This is a genomic window from Lysinibacillus sp. NPDC059133, assembly GCF_042755925.1.
In the GTDB taxonomy this organism is placed as follows: Bacteria; Bacillota; Bacilli; order Bacillales_A; family Planococcaceae; genus Lysinibacillus.
In genome coordinates this window covers 1-18288 of record NZ_JBHZDH010000018.1, presented here as the reverse complement: position 1 = coordinate 18288, position 18288 = coordinate 1, and the positions used below count along the sequence as shown (strand labels likewise).

The 18288-nt window shown below is 38.3% G+C and carries 15 protein-coding genes and 1 pseudogene; all 16 read left to right on the top strand.

From position 1 onward, the window contains the following. The first annotated feature begins 1 nt into the window (after nucleotide 1). Complete coding sequence (locus tag ACFXN8_RS11865) at nucleotides 2-634, top strand: chemotaxis protein CheC (protein WP_132357421.1); 633 nt, start codon at nucleotides 2-4, stop codon at nucleotides 632-634. 3 nt (nucleotides 635-637) lie between these two features. Beyond that, nucleotides 638-1141: a chemotaxis protein CheD gene (locus ACFXN8_RS11860; protein WP_323645584.1), complete on the top strand. Its 504-nt coding sequence runs from the start codon at nucleotides 638-640 to the stop codon at nucleotides 1139-1141. Then, nucleotides 1141-1515, top strand: a complete 375-nt coding sequence (locus ACFXN8_RS11855) for a hypothetical protein (RefSeq protein WP_386845271.1) — start codon at nucleotides 1141-1143, stop codon at nucleotides 1513-1515. Before ACFXN8_RS11860 ends, ACFXN8_RS11855 begins: the two co-directional genes overlap by 1 nt. 424 nt (nucleotides 1516-1939) lie before the next feature. Then, a complete protein-coding gene (locus tag ACFXN8_RS11850) occupies nucleotides 1940-2710 on the top strand; it encodes a FliA/WhiG family RNA polymerase sigma factor (protein ID WP_376069187.1) in 771 nt (256 codons plus the stop codon). A 36-nt stretch (nucleotides 2711-2746) separates the two neighbouring features. Then, a complete protein-coding gene (locus ACFXN8_RS11845) occupies nucleotides 2747-3055 on the top strand; it encodes an RNA polymerase subunit sigma (protein ID WP_349660875.1) in 309 nt (102 codons plus the stop codon). Between the two features lie 9 nt (nucleotides 3056-3064). Then, nucleotides 3065-3661: a DUF6115 domain-containing protein gene (locus ACFXN8_RS11840; protein ID WP_386845269.1), complete on the top strand. Its 597-nt coding sequence runs from the start codon at nucleotides 3065-3067 to the stop codon at nucleotides 3659-3661. A gap of 157 nt (nucleotides 3662-3818) precedes the next feature. Beyond that, a complete protein-coding gene (gene rpsB / locus ACFXN8_RS11835) occupies nucleotides 3819-4538 on the top strand; it encodes a 30S ribosomal protein S2 (RefSeq protein WP_049668466.1) in 720 nt (239 codons plus the stop codon). 101 nt (nucleotides 4539-4639) lie between these two features. After that, nucleotides 4640-5527 (top strand): translation elongation factor Ts, encoded by an 888-nt coding sequence (gene tsf, locus ACFXN8_RS11830; RefSeq protein ID WP_386845267.1) that lies wholly within the window; start codon nucleotides 4640-4642, stop codon nucleotides 5525-5527. A gap of 253 nt (nucleotides 5528-5780) precedes the next feature. Further along, nucleotides 5781-6506: a UMP kinase gene (pyrH, locus tag ACFXN8_RS11825; protein ID WP_376069197.1), complete on the top strand. Its 726-nt coding sequence runs from the start codon at nucleotides 5781-5783 to the stop codon at nucleotides 6504-6506. Further along, on the top strand, nucleotides 6506-7063 hold the full coding sequence (frr, locus tag ACFXN8_RS11820) for a ribosome recycling factor (protein ID WP_079560488.1): 558 nt from the start codon (nucleotides 6506-6508) through the stop codon (nucleotides 7061-7063). The genes pyrH and frr overlap by 1 nt, the downstream gene beginning before the upstream one ends. A 960-nt stretch (nucleotides 7064-8023) precedes the next feature. Continuing rightward, nucleotides 8024-8818 carry an undecaprenyl pyrophosphate synthase gene (locus tag ACFXN8_RS11815; RefSeq protein WP_376069203.1) on the top strand — a complete coding sequence of 265 codons (795 nt, stop codon included), beginning with the start codon at nucleotides 8024-8026 and terminating at the stop codon, nucleotides 8816-8818. Continuing rightward, a complete protein-coding gene (locus ACFXN8_RS11810) occupies nucleotides 8815-9615 on the top strand; it encodes a phosphatidate cytidylyltransferase (protein WP_376069205.1) in 801 nt (266 codons plus the stop codon). Before ACFXN8_RS11815 ends, ACFXN8_RS11810 begins: the two co-directional genes overlap by 4 nt. Nucleotides 9616-9781: 166 nt before the next feature. Next, nucleotides 9782-10927, top strand: coding sequence for a 1-deoxy-D-xylulose-5-phosphate reductoisomerase (dxr, locus tag ACFXN8_RS11805; protein WP_386845264.1), 1146 nt, complete (start codon nucleotides 9782-9784; stop codon nucleotides 10925-10927). 45 nt (nucleotides 10928-10972) lie between these two features. After that, nucleotides 10973-12235: an RIP metalloprotease RseP gene (gene rseP / locus ACFXN8_RS11800; protein WP_386845262.1), complete on the top strand. Its 1263-nt coding sequence runs from the start codon at nucleotides 10973-10975 to the stop codon at nucleotides 12233-12235. 190 nt (nucleotides 12236-12425) lie between these two features. Next, complete coding sequence (locus ACFXN8_RS11795) at nucleotides 12426-14132, top strand: proline--tRNA ligase (protein ID WP_386845260.1); 1707 nt, start codon at nucleotides 12426-12428, stop codon at nucleotides 14130-14132. A gap of 227 nt (nucleotides 14133-14359) precedes the next feature. Then, a pseudogene (locus tag ACFXN8_RS11790) lies at nucleotides 14360-17287 on the top strand (PolC-type DNA polymerase III); the annotation flags it as partial. Between the last annotated feature and the right edge of the window lie 1001 nt (nucleotides 17288-18288).

The following is an 18288-nucleotide window of genomic DNA, read 5'->3' as shown; positions in this document are numbered from 1 at the left end:
AATGACATATAATCAGAAGATTACATCACTACATTTAGACGTATTAAAGGAAATTGGTAATATAGGTGCTGCGCATGCTGCGACAGCACTTTCCAATTTACTTGGTAAAAAAATTGATATGCGAGTACCAAAGGTTGAAATGGTGTCATTTAATGACATGATGGAGCTTGCAGGAGGATCTGAAAATGTCGTAGTTGGAATCTATCTACGCATTGAAGGTGATGCTGAAGGTAGTATGTTCTTTATCCTGCCAATTGAACAAGCAAATCGTTTTATCCGTCGTCTCATATTTGATGAATCATTCGACTTTAAAAAACGACCTGTTTCAGAGTTAGGTTTATCAGCTATGCAGGAAATGGGTAATATTTTATCCGGCTCTTATTTATCGGCATTATCTGACTTTACGAATTTAAAAATTTATCCAACTGTGCCGGGACTAAGTGTTGACATGTTTGGTGCCATTATTAGTATTGGCTTGATTGAATTATCACACGTTAGCGATAATGTTATCGTTATAAACACATCCATTTTTGAAGACGGTGTAGAGGATCAAGAAACAGTGAGAGGTCATTTCTTCTTATTACCAGATCCAGACTCCTTTGATGCTATTTTTAAAGCATTAGGAGTTTCATAGATGATGCTAAACAGTAGTGATGGGCAAGTTATAAAAGTTGGAATCGCACAAATGGATGTAGTAAAGTTACCAAATACGATCAGAACATCAGGTCTTGGGTCTTGTGTAGGTGTTATTTTATATGATGAATCAAAAAAAATGGCTGGTTTAATACATGTGATGTTGCCAGATTCGAGTTTAGGTAGACAAGAGTCAATAAATGTGGCTAAATTTGCTGACACAGGCATTGCGGCAATGATTGACTTATTAAAGTTAGAAGGCGTGCAAAAATTCAAGCTAAAGGCAAAAATTGCAGGTGGTGCGCAAATGTTTCAATTCACTTCAGATAAAGATTCTATGCGCATCGGCCCACGTAATGTAGAAGCTGTAAAGCATGAGCTGAAGCGTCATGGAATTCGTTTAGTTGCCGAAGACACAGGCGGCAATAGTGGTAGAACAATTGAATTTAATCCTGCGACGTCGACATTACATATTCGAACGGTTAACCAAGGAGTGAGCGAAATATAATGTTTGGTTCTATTTTTTATAACCTATGGGGAACATTATTGGCCTTTTCTCTATATTTTTTTATTACATTTCAAAAATCCTATACACCACTACGTATTATCATAGGGTCATTTGTGGCGGGAATAATTGTGTTTTTCGTCATGTATATTGTCAGATTTTTAATTGCCTACGTTTTATTCACACCTGAGGGCGAGGAAGAAGTCGTTGAAGGTGAGCATGAAGAAAACGAATCTGACAATCCAGAGGAAGAAAATCAAGAAACACCGACGGCTAACTCAACCGTTGAGTTTCAAGATGAAAACTCGGAAGAAATTGCTCAGGCTGTACGAACGATGATGAATCGTGAGGCGGATCAACAATTAAATAATGCTTAAAAAAGGGAGTCGCAAGTAGCGGCTCTTTTTAGTTATCTTAATTCTTTTGCAAATTCTTATTTTATAGCTTAGGGTGTTTTAACGGGTTTTGACTATATCCGAACTAAAATATGCTGACACATAAATGTAAAGAATCTGTGATAGAGTACGAGAAACAAATGAAATTATAGTCGATTCTTGTTATAATATAGGAAAGAATTAGATGGGTTTTTATGTTAAGGGCTCATAACTAGTAAAGCTTTGTTGCTTATGCCGAGGCATAATGGATCTTCTTTCAACAAGTGTTTTCGTAGCGAAAGTGGAACGTCAGCTACAAGTGTTTTCGTAGCGAAAGTGAGACGTCAGCTACAAATATTTTTTTGTATTGATATAAGACAGTGGCAAACAGGCGCGTAAATGCGTTTTTCTTAGAGAGGTGGATTACATGACACAACCAATTCTGAACGATGAACAAAAGCTGTGGAACCGCTGGATAAATGAACGTGATCCAGATGCTGGTGATTTGCTTATAAAAAAATATATTTCGCTAGTATCTTATCATGTACAACGCATAGGTGCGAGCTTACCAAAGAGTGTATCGCGAGACGATTTAATGAGCTTAGGTATGGTAGGTCTGTTTGACGCGTTGAATAAATTTGATATTAATAGAGACTTGAAATTTGATACATATGCTTCTTTTAGAGTAAGAGGAGCCATTATTGATGGTTTACGTAAGGAAGATTGGTTGCCACGTTCAGCACGTGAAAAAGCGAAAAAGTTAGATGCACAGATTGAACAGTTAGAACAAAAATATATGCGTCATGTAACACCTGAGGAACTTGCAGAACATATGACTTTACCTGTTGAGGAAGTTTACCAAACTGTACAGGAGCACTTCTTTTCAAATGTTCTTTCCATTAATGAGCAGCAAGATCAAGAGGAGACTGATGGAAAGTCATTTGTTATTCGTGATGATACGACTAAGACACCTGAGCAAGCCATCATTAAGTCAGAACTGCTTGGGGATTTAGCGGAAAATATCCAAAAGCTCAACGATAAGGAGCAGCTAGTGCTTAGTTTGTTTTATACTGAGGAATTAACACTAACAGAAATTGGAGAAATGCTTGAATTATCAACATCACGCATTTCACAAATCCACTCCAAGGCGCTATTAAAGCTACGGAAATTATTATCTAATGAAATGATTAATGCATAATAATCCTTATATACATATCGTTGAAGGAGGGGTCTTATGAGTTTAAAGGGTGTCGAACTACAAATAGCTATTCCAAAAACATTTGAAGCAGGAAAAATGGCTGATCAGGCACAACAACAAACTTTGGCTCAGCAAGCACATGCAAATGAAGCGTTGAAAAAAGAAGTAGAACGCAAGCAAAAAGTTGTGAATACTTCAGAGGGTATGGATGGGATTAGTGAAGATGAAGAAGCAGGTGGCGAGTATATAAAAGGTACTCGAAAAAAGAAAAATAAGGATAACGAGAAGCGAGAAACGCAAGCGCAGCATCCGTTTAAAGGAAATTTCGTGGATTTTAGTGGATAGGAGTTTACTATGACAATCATACTAATTGCGGTTCTATTTATTTTACAGCTACTTTCATTTTATTTCCTTATTATATTAAATACGAAGCTAGCAAAATTTAAGGACTTAGAAAAAAAACAGGAGCGCTTAATGCGTGAAATGGATGACACCATTAGTGTCTATTTAGCGGAGATGAAAGATGAAAATGATCGCCTAATTCAAGAGCTGCAAAGAGTTTCAAAGTCTGAAACTCAAACGAATGCTGTGAAACAGGAAGAACAGATTGTGAGACTAAAGGAGCAGGGGCAACCGCCTTCTCTGACAAAGGAAGAAAATACAGTAGATGGTTCTATTAGTCTCGATCATGAACCGCGTATTTATGTGCCCAAAAATATCGTAGCCAATGCTTATTCACGTCAACAGCAAACTGGAGCTAAAGCTGAAGCTAAGATGGTACATTCGGCCCGACAACCAAGTGATGCAACCGAAAAGGAAGAAGCTAAACCATTAACAGTGGAACAACAAGTTGTTGAATTAGCGAAACAAGGTAAAACATCAGAAGAAATTGCAAAACAGCTTCAAAAAGGAAAAACAGAAATCGAGCTTTTATTGAAATTTCATAACTAAAACAGTTGCGAATGGGGTAAAGCTATGATATAGTTGCAAATGGTGTTATTAATACACACGCATTTTGATGTAGTAAGTGGTGCTCTAAGCTTAGGGTAGCTTGTTGCAAGTGATAAATGCGGAGGATAAAAACCAAACATACTAGGAGGAAATACACATGTCAGTAATTTCTATGAAACAATTACTTGAAGCTGGTGTACATTTCGGTCACCAAACTCGTCGTTGGAACCCAAAAATGAAGAAATATATCTTCGTTGAACGTAACGGGATCTACATCATCGACTTACAAAAAACTGTTAAAAAATTAGAGGAAGCTTATGACTTCATGCGTCAAGTTGGTCAAGACGGTGGTAAAGTTCTTTTCGTAGGTACGAAAAAACAAGCACAAGAAGCGATCAAAGATGAAGCTGAACGTTCAGGCAACTACTACATCAACCAACGTTGGTTAGGTGGTACTCTTACAAACTTCGGTACAATTCAAAAACGTGTTGCACGTATGAAAGCAATCGAAAAAATGGAAGAAGATGGAACTTTTGAAGTTCTACCTAAAAAAGAAGTAATCCAACTTAAAAAAGAACACGAACGTCTAATCAAATTCTTAGGCGGTATCCGTGATATGCATGCTCTTCCAGACGTAATGTTCGTGGTTGACCCACGTAAAGAACGTATTGCTGTTGCAGAAGCTATTAAATTAAACATCCCTCTAGTAGGTATTGTTGATACAAACTGTGATCCAGATGAAATCGACTACGTAATTCCTGCTAATGATGATGCTATTCGCGCTGTTAAACTTTTAACTGCTAAAATGGCTGACGCTTTAATCGAGTCAAAACAAGGTGAAGAGGAAGCTCCAGCTGTAGAAGCTGCTGCTGAGTAATTCACGTTTAGAAAAAGGTGATAAGTGGCTCAAAACCCTTATCACCTTTTTTAGAACCTATCACTAAAATTTGTACAACCAATTTGAGGAGGAAACACTAAATGGCAAACATTACTGCACAATTAGTAAAAGAATTACGCGAAAAAACTGGCGCTGGAATGATGGATTGTAAAAAAGCATTAGTACAAACTGATGGCGATTTAGATGCTGCAATCGATTTCCTACGTGAAAAAGGTCTTTCTTCAGCTGCTAAAAAAGCTGACCGTATCGCTGCAGAAGGTACAACTTTCATCTTAGAACAAGGTAACGAAGCAATCATTCTTGAAGTAAATGCTGAAACAGACTTCGTTTCTAAAAACGAAAAATTCCAAGTATTAGTTTCTTCTTTAGCTGAGCAATTACTTGCTGCTAAACCTGCAACAGTTGAAGCTGCTTTAGAGCTTGCAAATGCTGAAGGTGTGAAAATTGCAGACCAAATTTCAACTGCAGTTGCAACAATCGGTGAAAAAATCACTCTTCGTCGTTTCGAAGTGAAAACAAAAACTGATGCAGATGCATTCGGTTCTTATTTACACATGGGCGGTCGCATCGGTGTGTTAGTATCTTTAGAAGGTTCTACAGATGCTTCTGCTGCAAAAGATGTTGCTATGCATATCGCTGCTATTAACCCTACTTATGTTTCTCGCGATGAAGTTTCTGCAGAAGAAGTTGATCGTGAGCGTAAAGTATTAACTGAACAAGCTCTTAACGAAGGTAAACCAGAAAACATCGTAGCAAAAATGGTTGAAGGTCGTCTTGGTAAATACTTCGAAGATGTTTGCTTACTTGACCAAACATTCGTTAAAAACTCAGATCAAAAAGTACGCGATTTCGTTGCTTCAACTGGCGGTTCAGTAAATGGCTTCGTACGTTATGCTGTAGGTGAAGGTATCGAAAAACGTGAAGATAACTTTGCTGAAGAAGTAATGAGCCAAGTTAAAGGTAACTAATTTAGCTTGCATTTGATCTTAATCAAATAATATCTAGATTTTCTAGAAAAAAATGGGGAACACAACATAGCGTGTTCCCTATTTTTCCGAAATGAACGAAAAAAAGATAAAATTGGTTCATCAACCACTCGTTATGGTGATGAACCATATAATTTCTTATTCTGCCTTATTCATAACTAGCAATTATTGTTATTTATACTATAATGGAAAAGGGAATAGAGATGTTTTAAATAAAGTCTGACGGAGGTTTACAATGAGTGTGCCACAATATAAACGAGTAGTTATAAAATTAAGTGGTGAAGCGTTAGCTGGAGAAGCGGGCTTCGGTTTATCACCAAAAATAATCAAGTCTGTTGCAGAAGAAGTAAAAGAAGTAGTAGATCTTGATGTTGAAGTTGCTGTTGTTGTAGGTGGCGGTAATATATGGCGTGGAAAAATCGGTAGCGAAATGGGAATGGATCGTGCGGCAGCCGACTATATGGGTATGCTAGCAACGGTTATGAACTCTTTAGCGTTACAAGATGCACTGGAGAAATTAGGAATTGAAACACGTGTACAATCTTCAATTGTAATGACACAAGTAGCAGAGCCATATATTCGCCGTAAAGCAGTTCGTCATCTAGAGAAAAAACGTGTAGTAATTTTTGCAGCAGGTACAGGTAACCCATTCTTCTCTACTGATACTACAGCTGCGTTACGAGCGGCTGAAATCGACGCAGATGCGATTTTAATGGCGAAAAATAATGTAGATGGTGTTTATTCTGCAGATCCGAAAATAGATGCAACTGCCGTTAAATATGATACACTCACATACTTAGACGTTATTCAACAGGGCTTACAAGTAATGGATTCAACAGCTTCTACTTTATGTATGGATAACGATATTCCGTTAATTGTCTTCTCAATTACGGAACCAGGTAATATTAAACGTGCCGTACAAGGCGAGAAAATTGGAACAGTTGTTAGGAGGAATGCATAATGGCTAAACAAGTTTTAGAACAAGCTAAAGAAAAAATGAACAAAACAATTGCCGCTTTTTCACGTGAACTAGCTTCAATCCGTGCAGGTCGTGCAAATGCTTCTCTATTAGATCGCATTACGGTTGATTATTATGGTGCACCAACACCGATTAATCAGCTTGGAGGTGTTTCGGTACCAGAAGCGCGATTATTAGTTATTACACCTTACGATAAAACAATCTTAGGTGAAATCGAAAAAGCGATTATGAAATCAGATATTGGTATTACACCAACAAATGATGGATCTGTTATTCGTTTAATGATCCCGGCTTTAACAGAAGAGCGTCGTAAAGATCTTGTGAAGCAAGTGAAAAAAGAAGCAGAGGATGCAAAAATCGCTGTACGTAATGTTCGTCGCGATGCTAATGATGATCTGAAAAAACTTGAAAAAGCTGGCGAAATCACAGAAGATGGTCTACGTGGCTACGGTGAAGATATTCAAAAATTAACAGATGAATTCATTGTTAAAGTAGATCAAGTTACGAAAGAGAAAGAAAAAGAAATTTTAGAAGTGTAAGCAACTCGCTTTGCATATCTATGATGGAACTTTTTGATGAGATGAAGGCGTCCTATAAATATCAGGACGTCTTTTCTCTTTACTTTTAAATTATTATGTAAAAGATGTAGTAAAGTCTTATACATTAAACTTTAACTTCTTTCATCAGAAGTCCCCCACCTCTATGAGTGGTGAGATGAATGCGGATTTAAGCTACTTTTCAGCGGATGTCCAAACACCTGATGAAAGAAGTTAAAGCCTCCGGCGGATGTCACGGAATCGGAGAGGAGTTCTTAGGGGATGTTAGCCTAAAACCATCGCATCCATGCGATAACGGCTAACTGACCTGCATCGGTAAAAACGCCACGTCCTGTGGCATTACCGAAATGACCGACATCGTGTCGGCCCTCGTGCAGGCCTAAGCACAAAGCCGATTCCGGACGCAATTATGCCGAGGCATAATTGATTAGTTTTAGGGAAATACCTTTCATCTATTTTTGCTTTCTTTTAAGATTAAGAAGAACTGTTCTTTACTTAAGCGAAATACATTATTGAAGATTGAACGAAATAAGGGAAACACCTCTTAATATTCATACTTGAGTGGGCATGATAAAAGTTTTCTAGCCTTTCTTTATAAAGGGATCATCACCAAAAGCTAGGGATGACATTTTGTTAAAACGTATATCATGAGGATAAGTTGATTGGAGTGGAGACTGGGCGACTACTTGGGGATTAGCGAAAGAGGAACGAAGGCTAAAAACATCACGTTCTGTGATAACGCCTGCGTCAGCAACAAAGCGCCCAGTCGGAACGGAAATCAACCCCACGTTATGGTTTATGGTGATAAGCCTAAAATGTGTGTAGTTCTAAAATAAGATAGTTCATACATAGTCAATTTAGAGGGAAAAAAAAGACAAAAAGCGCTTTTGTTTGTTATGATAGGTTAGTATACGTCCGATTAGTTGTAGTGGGGGAGTTAGCATGTTTAAAAAGCTATTAGGTAAACAAGTAAATATGGATTCACAATCATTGGAGGAACGTGTTGCCCTTGCTAAAAACGAGCCGATTCCTGCCCATGTAGCGATTATTATGGACGGAAATGGACGTTGGGCGAAGAAACGTGCCATGCCACGTGTTGCTGGGCACCACGAAGGTATGAAAACAGTACGAAAGGTAACTAGATTTGCATCAGATCTAGGTATTAAAGTTTTGACGGTGTATGCGTTCTCTACAGAAAATTGGAAGCGACCAAAACCTGAGGTCGATTTTCTAATGCGTTTACCTGTGGAATTTTTAGGTTCCTTTTTACCTGAAATGATGGAACGCAATGTACGTGTTGAAATGATAGGAGATCCATCTTTGTTACCTGCACATACGCAAAAAGCGTTGTTTGAGGCGATGGAGGAAACGAAACATAATACAGGATTAATTTTAAATTTTGCTCTGAATTATGGAAGTCGTTCGGAAATGGTTAATGCCATGAAAACCATGCTTCAAAAGGTGCAGGAAGGTCAATTAACGATGCAAGACATAACAGAAGAATGCTTGACATCTCATTTAATGACGGCTCATCTACCTGAGCCAGATTTATTAATTCGTACTAGCGGTGAAGTGCGTTTAAGCAACTTTATGTTATGGCAGCTCGCCTATACAGAATTTTGGTTTACAGATACATTGTGGCCAGATTTTAGTGAGGAAAACTTACTGGAAGCGGTGGAAAACTATCAGAAACGTAATCGCCGTTACGGTGGGTTGAAGGGAGAAGAAACAACTTGAAACAACGAATTATCACAGCAATAATTGCAGCAGCGTTATTTATTCCATTTGTTATTTATGGAAAAGTGCCGTTTACAATACTTGTGCTTGCAATGGCTGTTGTTGGCTTTTATGAAATCCTAAAAATGAAAGGTATTTCACTATTTTCAGTGCCTGGTTTTTTAGGGCTACTAACATTAATACTACTTGTTATACCAAAGGACTGGTCAAGTAAGGTAGTAGATGCATTTGGCTATTCCTCCGATTTAATGGTTGTGTATGGTCTAATGATGCTATTGCTCATATATGTAGTCCTTGTAAAAAATAAAATTACATTCGATGAAGTTGCATTTATTTTATTAGGTGCGTTTTATGTCGGGTTAGGCTTCCATTACTTAATCGAAACACGAAGCTATGGTCTAGAGTTTGTCGTATATTGTTTACTTGTAGTTTGGACAACTGACTCAGGTGCATATTTTGTTGGAAGAAAACTAGGTAAAAATAAGCTATGGCCTGAAATTTCACCGAAGAAAACTGTAGAAGGTTTTGTAGGTGGCATTGTTATTGCAGTAATCTTTGCTGTTGGTATGCAGGCAATTTATCCATTTGCGAATGGTGGCTATGTCTCGCTTATTTTCATCACAATCTTGGCATCAATTATTGGTCAAATGGGCGATTTAGTGGAATCGGCTATAAAGCGCCATTTTGACGTAAAAGATTCAGGCAAAATTTTACCTGGGCATGGCGGTATTTTAGACCGCTTCGATAGTCTACTATTCGTCGTGCCTTTACTACATTTTTTACACTTTTTTTGGTAACTAAAAACAATAGTGGCTCATCGGACGCCTCTAAAAAGCGCCCAGTCGGAACCGAAATTAACTCTACGTTATGATGATGAGCCCTAATAATAGCATTTTCCTCTAAACAGAGTGGTAATAATCGTGCTATATCATTTGCTGAGATAGAAAAAGGGGACAATTTGTCGTGAAAAAAATTAGTTTACTTGGTGCAACTGGTTCAATCGGTTGGCAAACCTATGATATTTTAAAAGAACAACGCGATGCCTTTCATTTAGTGGCGTTTTCTTCAGGAAAAAATATCGAAAAAACGCGTGAAATGATTGAAACTTTAAAGCCCGAGCTTGTATCTGTTCAATTAGAAGAAGATGCAATAATGCTCGCTAATGATTATCCACAAGTACACTTTACGTTTGGTGCAAAAGGACTTGTAGAGGTTGCTACACATCCTGATTCGACAGTGCTTGTAAATGCGGTTCTTGGAAGTGTTGGACTAGAATCGACATTGGCCGCAATTCGCATGGGCAAAACTATTGCCATTGCCAATAAAGAAACGCTTGTAACCGCTGGACATTTAGTAATGGCAGAGGCTAAGAAATACAATGCAACAATTTTGCCGGTAGATAGTGAGCATTCAGCAATTTTCCAATCGATGAATGGTGAGAATCCAAAAAATATTGAACGTTTAATTATTACAGCTTCTGGTGGTAGCTTCCGTGACAAAACACGCGAGGAATTGAAGCATGTAACGGTTGCAGATGCACTAAACCACCCGAACTGGTCAATGGGTGCGAAAATTACGATAGATTCTGCTACAATGATGAATAAAGGACTAGAAGTCATTGAAGCACATGTCTTATTTGACATGCCATATGATAAAATTGATGTACTTTTGCATAAAGAAAGTATTATTCACTCCCTAGTTGAGTATCATGATACTAGTGTCATTGCACAGCTAGGTACGCCGGACATGCGTGTACCTATCCAATATGCATTAAGCTACCCAGATCGTATGCCACTGCATAACGGACAACGACTTAATTTAGCACAGATTGGTCAGTTACATTTTAAAGAAATGGATTTTGAACGTTATCCTGCATTGCGATTAGCATATGAGGCTGGTCGCGCAGGCGGTACAATTTTAACAGCGATGAATGCAGCGAATGAAGCGGCAGTTGCGGCATTTTTACAAGGGAAAATAACTTTCCTTGAAATTGACGAAACGATTGAGCGTGTAATGCAAGCACATAACAACATATTAGTGCCAGATTTGCAAACAATTTTGCATGTAGACAGTGAAACAAGAAAAACAGTGTTAGACATGGTAAAATAAAGAGAGAAGATATCGATAACTATTCGCTTTTAAAGGTGGGGGATTATGCAAACAGCTATTGCATTTATTTTAATATTTGGCCTACTTGTATTCTTCCATGAATTTGGTCACTTCTTGTTTGCGAAACGAGCAGGAATTATGGTTCGAGAATTTGCAATCGGTATGGGACCGAAAATTTATGGGAAAACACATGGTGAAACAATCTATACGCTACGTTTATTGCCGATCGGTGGTTACGTGCGTATGGCTGGTGAGGACATGGATGGCGCCGAATTACAGCCGGGCTATCGAGTAGGGCTTATTGTAGATGAAGATAATGAGGTAAAGAAAATTATCTTTAATCAAAATAATAAGCAATTACCAGATTTATTATTTTTAGAAGTTGAGCGTGCAGATTTAGAAAAGGATTTGTTTGTAGAAGGCTACGATGAAGAGGAAAAATTAGTTCGTTATAATGTTGCAAGAGATTGTATTCTCGTAGAAAACGGTAAAGAAACGTTAATTGCACCATATGACCGTCAATTTAACGCTAAAACAGTCGGTCAACGAGCTATGACAATCTTTGCAGGCCCATTATTTAACTTTATATTAGCTTTTGTTATTTATATGCTGATTGGTTTAATTCATGGTGTGCCTACGTATGAGCCAATCATTACAGAAGTAGTAGAAAATGATCCAGCTGCACAGGCAGGAATGCTTGCAGGGGATAGAGTAGTTAACATTGACGGACAAGCGGTTGAAAAATGGCAAGATTTAGCTGCTATTGTACAAGATCATCCAGGTGAAGATATTACTGTTATAGTTGATCGAAATGGTCAGCAAGTTAACCTAAAAATGAAGGTAAAAGAAATAGAACAAAATGGCGATAAGTATGGTCAAATAGGGGTTAAGTATGAGAGCCCACGTGAATTTAATCCGTTAAAGTCTGTTGTTTATGGCGCTCAAGAAACTTATAATATGACTGCTAAAATATTTGAATTGCTTGGTATGTTAATTACCGGTAAATTCACGATAGATGCTTTATCAGGTCCAGTAGGAATTTATAAAGCGACAGAGCAGGTAGCTCAATATGGATTCATCAATTTAATGAATTGGGCTGCGATGTTAAGTATTAACCTTGGAATTATGAATTTACTACCGCTTCCAGCACTTGACGGTGGTCGTCTATTGTTCTTTGGTTTCGAAGCAGTAAGAGGCAAACCAATCGATCGTCAAAAAGAGGGGCTTGTTCATTTTGTAGGTATCGTCCTATTAATGATCTTAATGGTCGTAGTTACATGGAACGATATACAACGATTTTTCTTTTAACTAAATGAAGTTAAGTTAAGTTTTTCAAGTAAAACATATTTAGAAGAAGCCCTGGCAATTACGCCAAGGTGAAAATTGATTGGAAAAACATAGCTTTGAGCGCAATTTTTTTGAAAGATTGCGTTCAAAGCTAAATTTGTTTATGCTAATTAGAGTATAAAACTTATCTATAAAAAAGGTGGAACACTGAATGAAGCAAAGTAAAACACTTATCCCAACGCTACGTGAAGTACCTGCTGATGCAGAGGTAAAATCACACAAACAATTACTGCGTGCAGGGTTTATTCGTCAAAATACAAGTGGGGTATACTCGTATTTACCGCTTGCAAAACGTGTGTTAACAAAAATAGAAAATATTGTTCGTGAAGAGATGGAAGCAATCAATTCAGTTGAGCTTTTAATGCCTTCATTACAATCTGCAGAACTATGGCAGGAGTCAGGCCGCTGGGAAAAATATGGTCCAGAATTAATGCGTATAAAGGACCGTCATAATCGTGATTTCGCATTAGGGCCAACACATGAAGAAGTGATTACAACTTTAGTACGCGATGAAATCAAATCTTATAAAAAATTACCGCTAACACTTTTCCAAATTCAAACTAAATTCCGTGATGAAAAGCGTCCTCGCTTTGGTTTACTACGAGGCAGAGAGTTTATTATGAAAGATGCATACTCTTTCCATGCATCGCGTGAAAGTTTAGATGAAACATATGATGATATGTATCGTGCTTATTCAAATATTTTCTCCCGTCTTGGTTTAAACTATCGTGCAGTTATTGCAGATGCCGGCTCAATTGGTGGGAAAGGTACCCATGAATTTATGGTGCTTTCTGAAATTGGGGAAGATACTATTGCATACTCTGATACATCTGACTATGCTGCGAACATTGAAATGGCAGAAGTTCTTGTAGACTATCAACCATCAGATGCAGCATTAAAAGACATTGAAAAAGTGGAGACACCAGATCAAAAAACGATTGAAGAAGTATCAGCTTTCTTAAATGTTGACCCTTCAAATGTCATCAAGTCATTAGTATTTGATGTAGACGGTGAATTAGTGGTAGTACTTGCTCGTGGAGATCACGAAATTAATGATATTAAACTGAAAAATGCACTTGATGCTGGTTCTGTTGAACTTGCTAGTGAAGAGGCAATCCGCGAGTTATTAGGCTGTGGAGTTGGTTCAATCGGTCCTGTTAAATTACCAGTAGACATAAAAGTAGTAGCTGACAAAGCTATTAAATCGATTCGTAACGGTGTAGCTGGTGCAAATGAGGATGGGTTCCATTTAGTAAATGTTAATCCAGAGCGTGATTTTGCAGTGAATGAATACTTAGATATTCGTTTTATTCAAGAGGGTGATCCATCTCCAGATGGACAAGGTATTATTAAATTTGCAGAAGGTATCGAGGTTGGTCATATTTTCAAGTTAGGCACAACTTACTCTGAAAAAATGAATGGTACATTCTTAGACGAGCAAGGTAAGGCACAGCCATTTATTATGGGATGCTATGGTATTGGTGTATCACGTATTTTAGCTGCTGTTGCAGAGCATTTCCAAGATGACAATGGTTTTGTTTGGCCAACACAATTAGCTCCTTATGATATCCATGTTGTACCTGTTAATACAAAGGATGAAACACAGGTTGCCTTAGCTGATGAGCTATATGGCTTATTGAAATCATACCGTTATGATGTGCTATTTGATGATCGTGCAGAGCGCGCAGGGGTTAAATTCGCAGATGCTGACTTAATTGGCTTACCTGTTCGTGTAACAGTAGGTAAAAAAGCGACTGAAGGTATTGTTGAGGTTAAATTCCGTCAAACAGGTGAAACGTTCGAATGGAAAAAAGAAGAGGTCATTGATCGCTTAAATGAATTTTTCCGCAAACATTAACTTCCTTAAAAACTTCTGTCCCAAATGGTATTAAATAGATAAAAAATTCGCGCCACTTCTCGGGGACAGCGAGCCAAGCATGAATTCATAGATGTTTAGGATTTGTGAGGCTTGATGGTCGCCCGCGGAAAGGGTGCGAATTTTTTTCTTCAAATCGTAAATGTTGGTGAGGAAATAAAACAAGGGGCATGTAAGTCTGCCTCTTTCTGAAAGTAGGTGTCAATAGATTGGAACAGCAACAAGAAGCAAGAACAAGGTTTCAAATGCTCTTGCAACAACTAGAATTAACAGATGATGTGTATATGTCTTTTTTTGAGGAAGGTGAATTATCACGACTAACTGTACACAAAAAGAATAGGCTATGGAATTTTACCATTAAATTACGAGATATACTTCCTTTTTCATTATACCAACTTTTTCGTACTCGCTTAGCTGAGAAATTTTCAGCTATCGCTGAAATCCACACAACTTTTGATACGGTAGAGCAAAATGTTACGGAGGAGCTTGTCCAACAATATTGGTTAACAATAGTAGAGCAAATCGATGATATGGCGCCAACTTTAAAAAATTGCCTAGTATCGCAAGTCCCTATGTGGAATGGGCAAAAAATTACGTTGTCCTGCATGCAAGAAATGGAATTTATGATGCTGAAAACAAAGTATGCAGAAAAGATTTCTGCAAGCTATAGTCAGTTCGGCTTTCCGCATATTGTGAGTGATTTCGTGCTTCAAGATCAAACAGAAGAAATGATTGCGGCACAGGAAGCTTTCATGGAGCAGAGGCGTTTAGAAGAAGCCGCTTTAGCTCAGCAAGCAATCCAAGATTATCAAAAACGTGAGAAGGAGAAGAAAGAAAATCCTGCTCTTGCCAATCTTGGTGATCGACCATTCCAGCTTGGTATGTTTATTAAAGATGATGAAACAATGGAAATTAAACGCATTGTTGAGGAAGAACGTCGTGTGATCATTGAAGGCTTTGTATTTGATGCAGAAGTTAAAGAGCTGAAAAGCGGTCGTTCTTTATTGCAAATTAAAATTACCGACTATACAGATTCCATCGTTGTAAAAATGTTCTCACGTGATAATGATGATGCGGAACTTATGCAATATTTGAAAAAGGGTATGTGGGTAAAAGTACGAGGCTCCGTACAAACTGACACATTCATTCGTGATTTAATCGTTATGGCAAACGATATCAATGAAATCAAAAAAGAAACACGACAGGATAAGGCTCCAGAGGGAGAAAAACGAGTTGAATTGCATTTGCATACACCAATGAGCACAATGGACGCTGTGACACCAGTTGATAGACTTGTTACGCAGGCTGCGAAGTGGGGTCATCCAGCGGTAGCTATTACCGACCATGCTGTTGTGCAGTCCTTCCCAGAGGCTTATGCAGCAGGGAAAAAGCATGGTATAAAAGTTATTTATGGCTTGGAGGCTAATTTAGTAGATGATGGTGTGCCGATTGCTTATGCAGCTGAGCATCGATTATTAGATGATGATACCTTTGTCGTGTTTGACGTAGAGACGACAGGTCTGTCTACTGCTTACGATACGATCATTGAGCTTGCCGCGGTGAAAATTAAAGATGGGCAGGTAATCGACAAATATGAGAGCTTTGCCAATCCCCATCACCCACTTTCTGCGACGACCATTGAACTGACAGGCATTACAGATGATATGGTACGAAATGCACCAGAAGTGGAGCAAGTCATTAAGGAGTTCCATGCATTTATCGGAGATGGCATAGTAGTAGCCCATAATGCATCATTTGATATTGGCTTCTTATACACAGGCTATAAAAAATATGGGCTAGAGGGAACAATTCATCCAGTTATTGATACGTTGGAGTTAGCTCGATTACTTTATCCAACGATGAAAAACCATCGTTTAAATACACTTTGTAAAAAATTCAATATCGATTTAACTCAGCATCACCGGGCTATTTACGATACAGAAGCAACCGGCTTCTTACTTTTACAGCTGTTAAAAGATGCAGATGAATTAGGTATTAAATATCACGATGACTTTAATAAGCATATTGGTGGCGGGGATGCCTATAAAAAGGGACGACCAATGCACTGCACGATATTAGCAGTAGATAATGTTGGACTAAAAAATTTATTTAAATTAGTTACCCACTCGCATACAAAAACGTTCTATCGTGTACCTCGTGTCACACGAGCGGTCCTAGAGCAATATAGAGAAGGGTTATTAATCGGATCAGGTTGTAATAATGGTGAATTATTTGAGACGATGATGAATAAATCCCCAGAGGAAGCAGAGCAAGTTGCGAGATTCTATGATTATATTGAAGTTCAACCAAAGGCCGTGTATGCACCGTTAATTGAGCGCAATGTCGTACGTGATGAATGGACGCTTGAAGATATTATTCGCAAGCTTGTAAAGCTAGGAAAGAAAATGGATAAACCCGTTGTAGCTACCGGTAATGTCCATTACTTAGATCCAACAGATGGGATGTTCAGACAAATTCTAATTGGCTCTCAAGGTGGCGCCAATATTTTAAATAGATCGAAGTTGCCTGAAGTTCATTTTAGAACTACTGATGAAATGCTTGAAGAATTTGATTTTTTAGGACCGGATCTTGCGAAGGAAGTTGTTGTTACCAACTCTCAAAAAGTCGCCAATATGATAGGCGATGTAAAGCCAATTAAAGATGATTTATATACACCAAAAATTGAAGGCTCAGATGATGAGGTTACAAATTTAACCTATGAAATGGCTCATCTTATATACGGAGAAGAGCTTCCAGAAATCGTAAAGGCCCGAATTGAAAAGGAATTAAAATCAATTTTAGGACATGGTTTCGGAGTAATTTATTTAATTTCTGCAAAGCTTGTGAAAAAATCATTAGCTGATGGCTATTTAGTAGGTTCCCGTGGTTCAGTTGGATCTTCACTAGTAGCGACCTTTATGGAGATTACTGAAGTAAATCCACTTCCACCTCATTATATTTGTCCAAATTGTAAGCATTCCGAGTTTTTTAATGATGGTTCAGTAAGCTCAGGCTTTGACTTGCCAAATAAAGATTGTACGGAATGTGGAACACCGTATAAAAAGGATGGGCAAGATATCCCATTCGAAACGTTCCTTGGCTTTAAAGGAGATAAGGTACCTGATATCGATTTGAGTGCGACACGTTGTTAACTGAAAAGGTTAACCACCTTAGTTGGTAGAACTGCTATTTCGAAGTGTGGAATGAGAGAGTAACGCCTTGAAACACACTCGCTGAAGCTACGACAAGCGTAGATGGTATTGCAAACACCAAAAACGTTTGAAGCTCGTTAAAGTAGGCTGAAGTTCACCCAAACAGTTCGGCTGTGGAAAGAGAGATAGAAATCTCTTGTGAATGATAGGCCTGGCGTCTATAAAATTCCTATGGTTAGAAGCGGTAGAATAACCGAGACGAACCCTCGACTGACTTTTCGTGAATGTCACGTAGTAGAAATGCTACGGGGTCCAGTTAGGACTTCTAGGTGTGGATGAGTAAGTGTTAGGTTATGAAAATCCATATTGTGTTACAGGCACAATCCAGCCTAGCGGAATTTAGAGGGAACCTAAGGGAATTATGTACAGATAGAAATAGTGGAACGTGTGAAGCTCCTAACGTAAGAGAAGATTGCACTTCAATGACGACGGTGTATGGAAATGCTAAATGGCTATAACATACTTTAAAGGAGTGGCAGTAGTGCCGTAGTACTGACGAAGAAATGCTGTTGATGACTGAATAACCAATAAGTCGGAGGGAAAAACATTTCAGAGGGAAGGGCACAAGTCGTTAACGTTGAAACAAAACCTACAATAAGTCAGATTCGTGTATGACTAAAGAGAACGAAAACTTCGTAAAGGAAGTGATTAGTTGGCTGACTTAATGATTCAAAAGTTAAGAAATATTTTGGTTTGCAAGAGACATTTGATAACCTTTTTATAGAAAGCGAAAAAGGTTGATACTTCACAGATATTTACAAGTGAAGATTTAAAAGGCTCATCACCAAAATTTGTGGATGCCATTTGTTAAAACATCTGTCATGTATATAAGTTGATTGGAGTGGAGGCTGGGCGACTCCTTGGGGATCAGCGTCACAGATGAGACCCTGGAGCGAGCAACGCGAGTGAAGCGGCTCATCGGACGC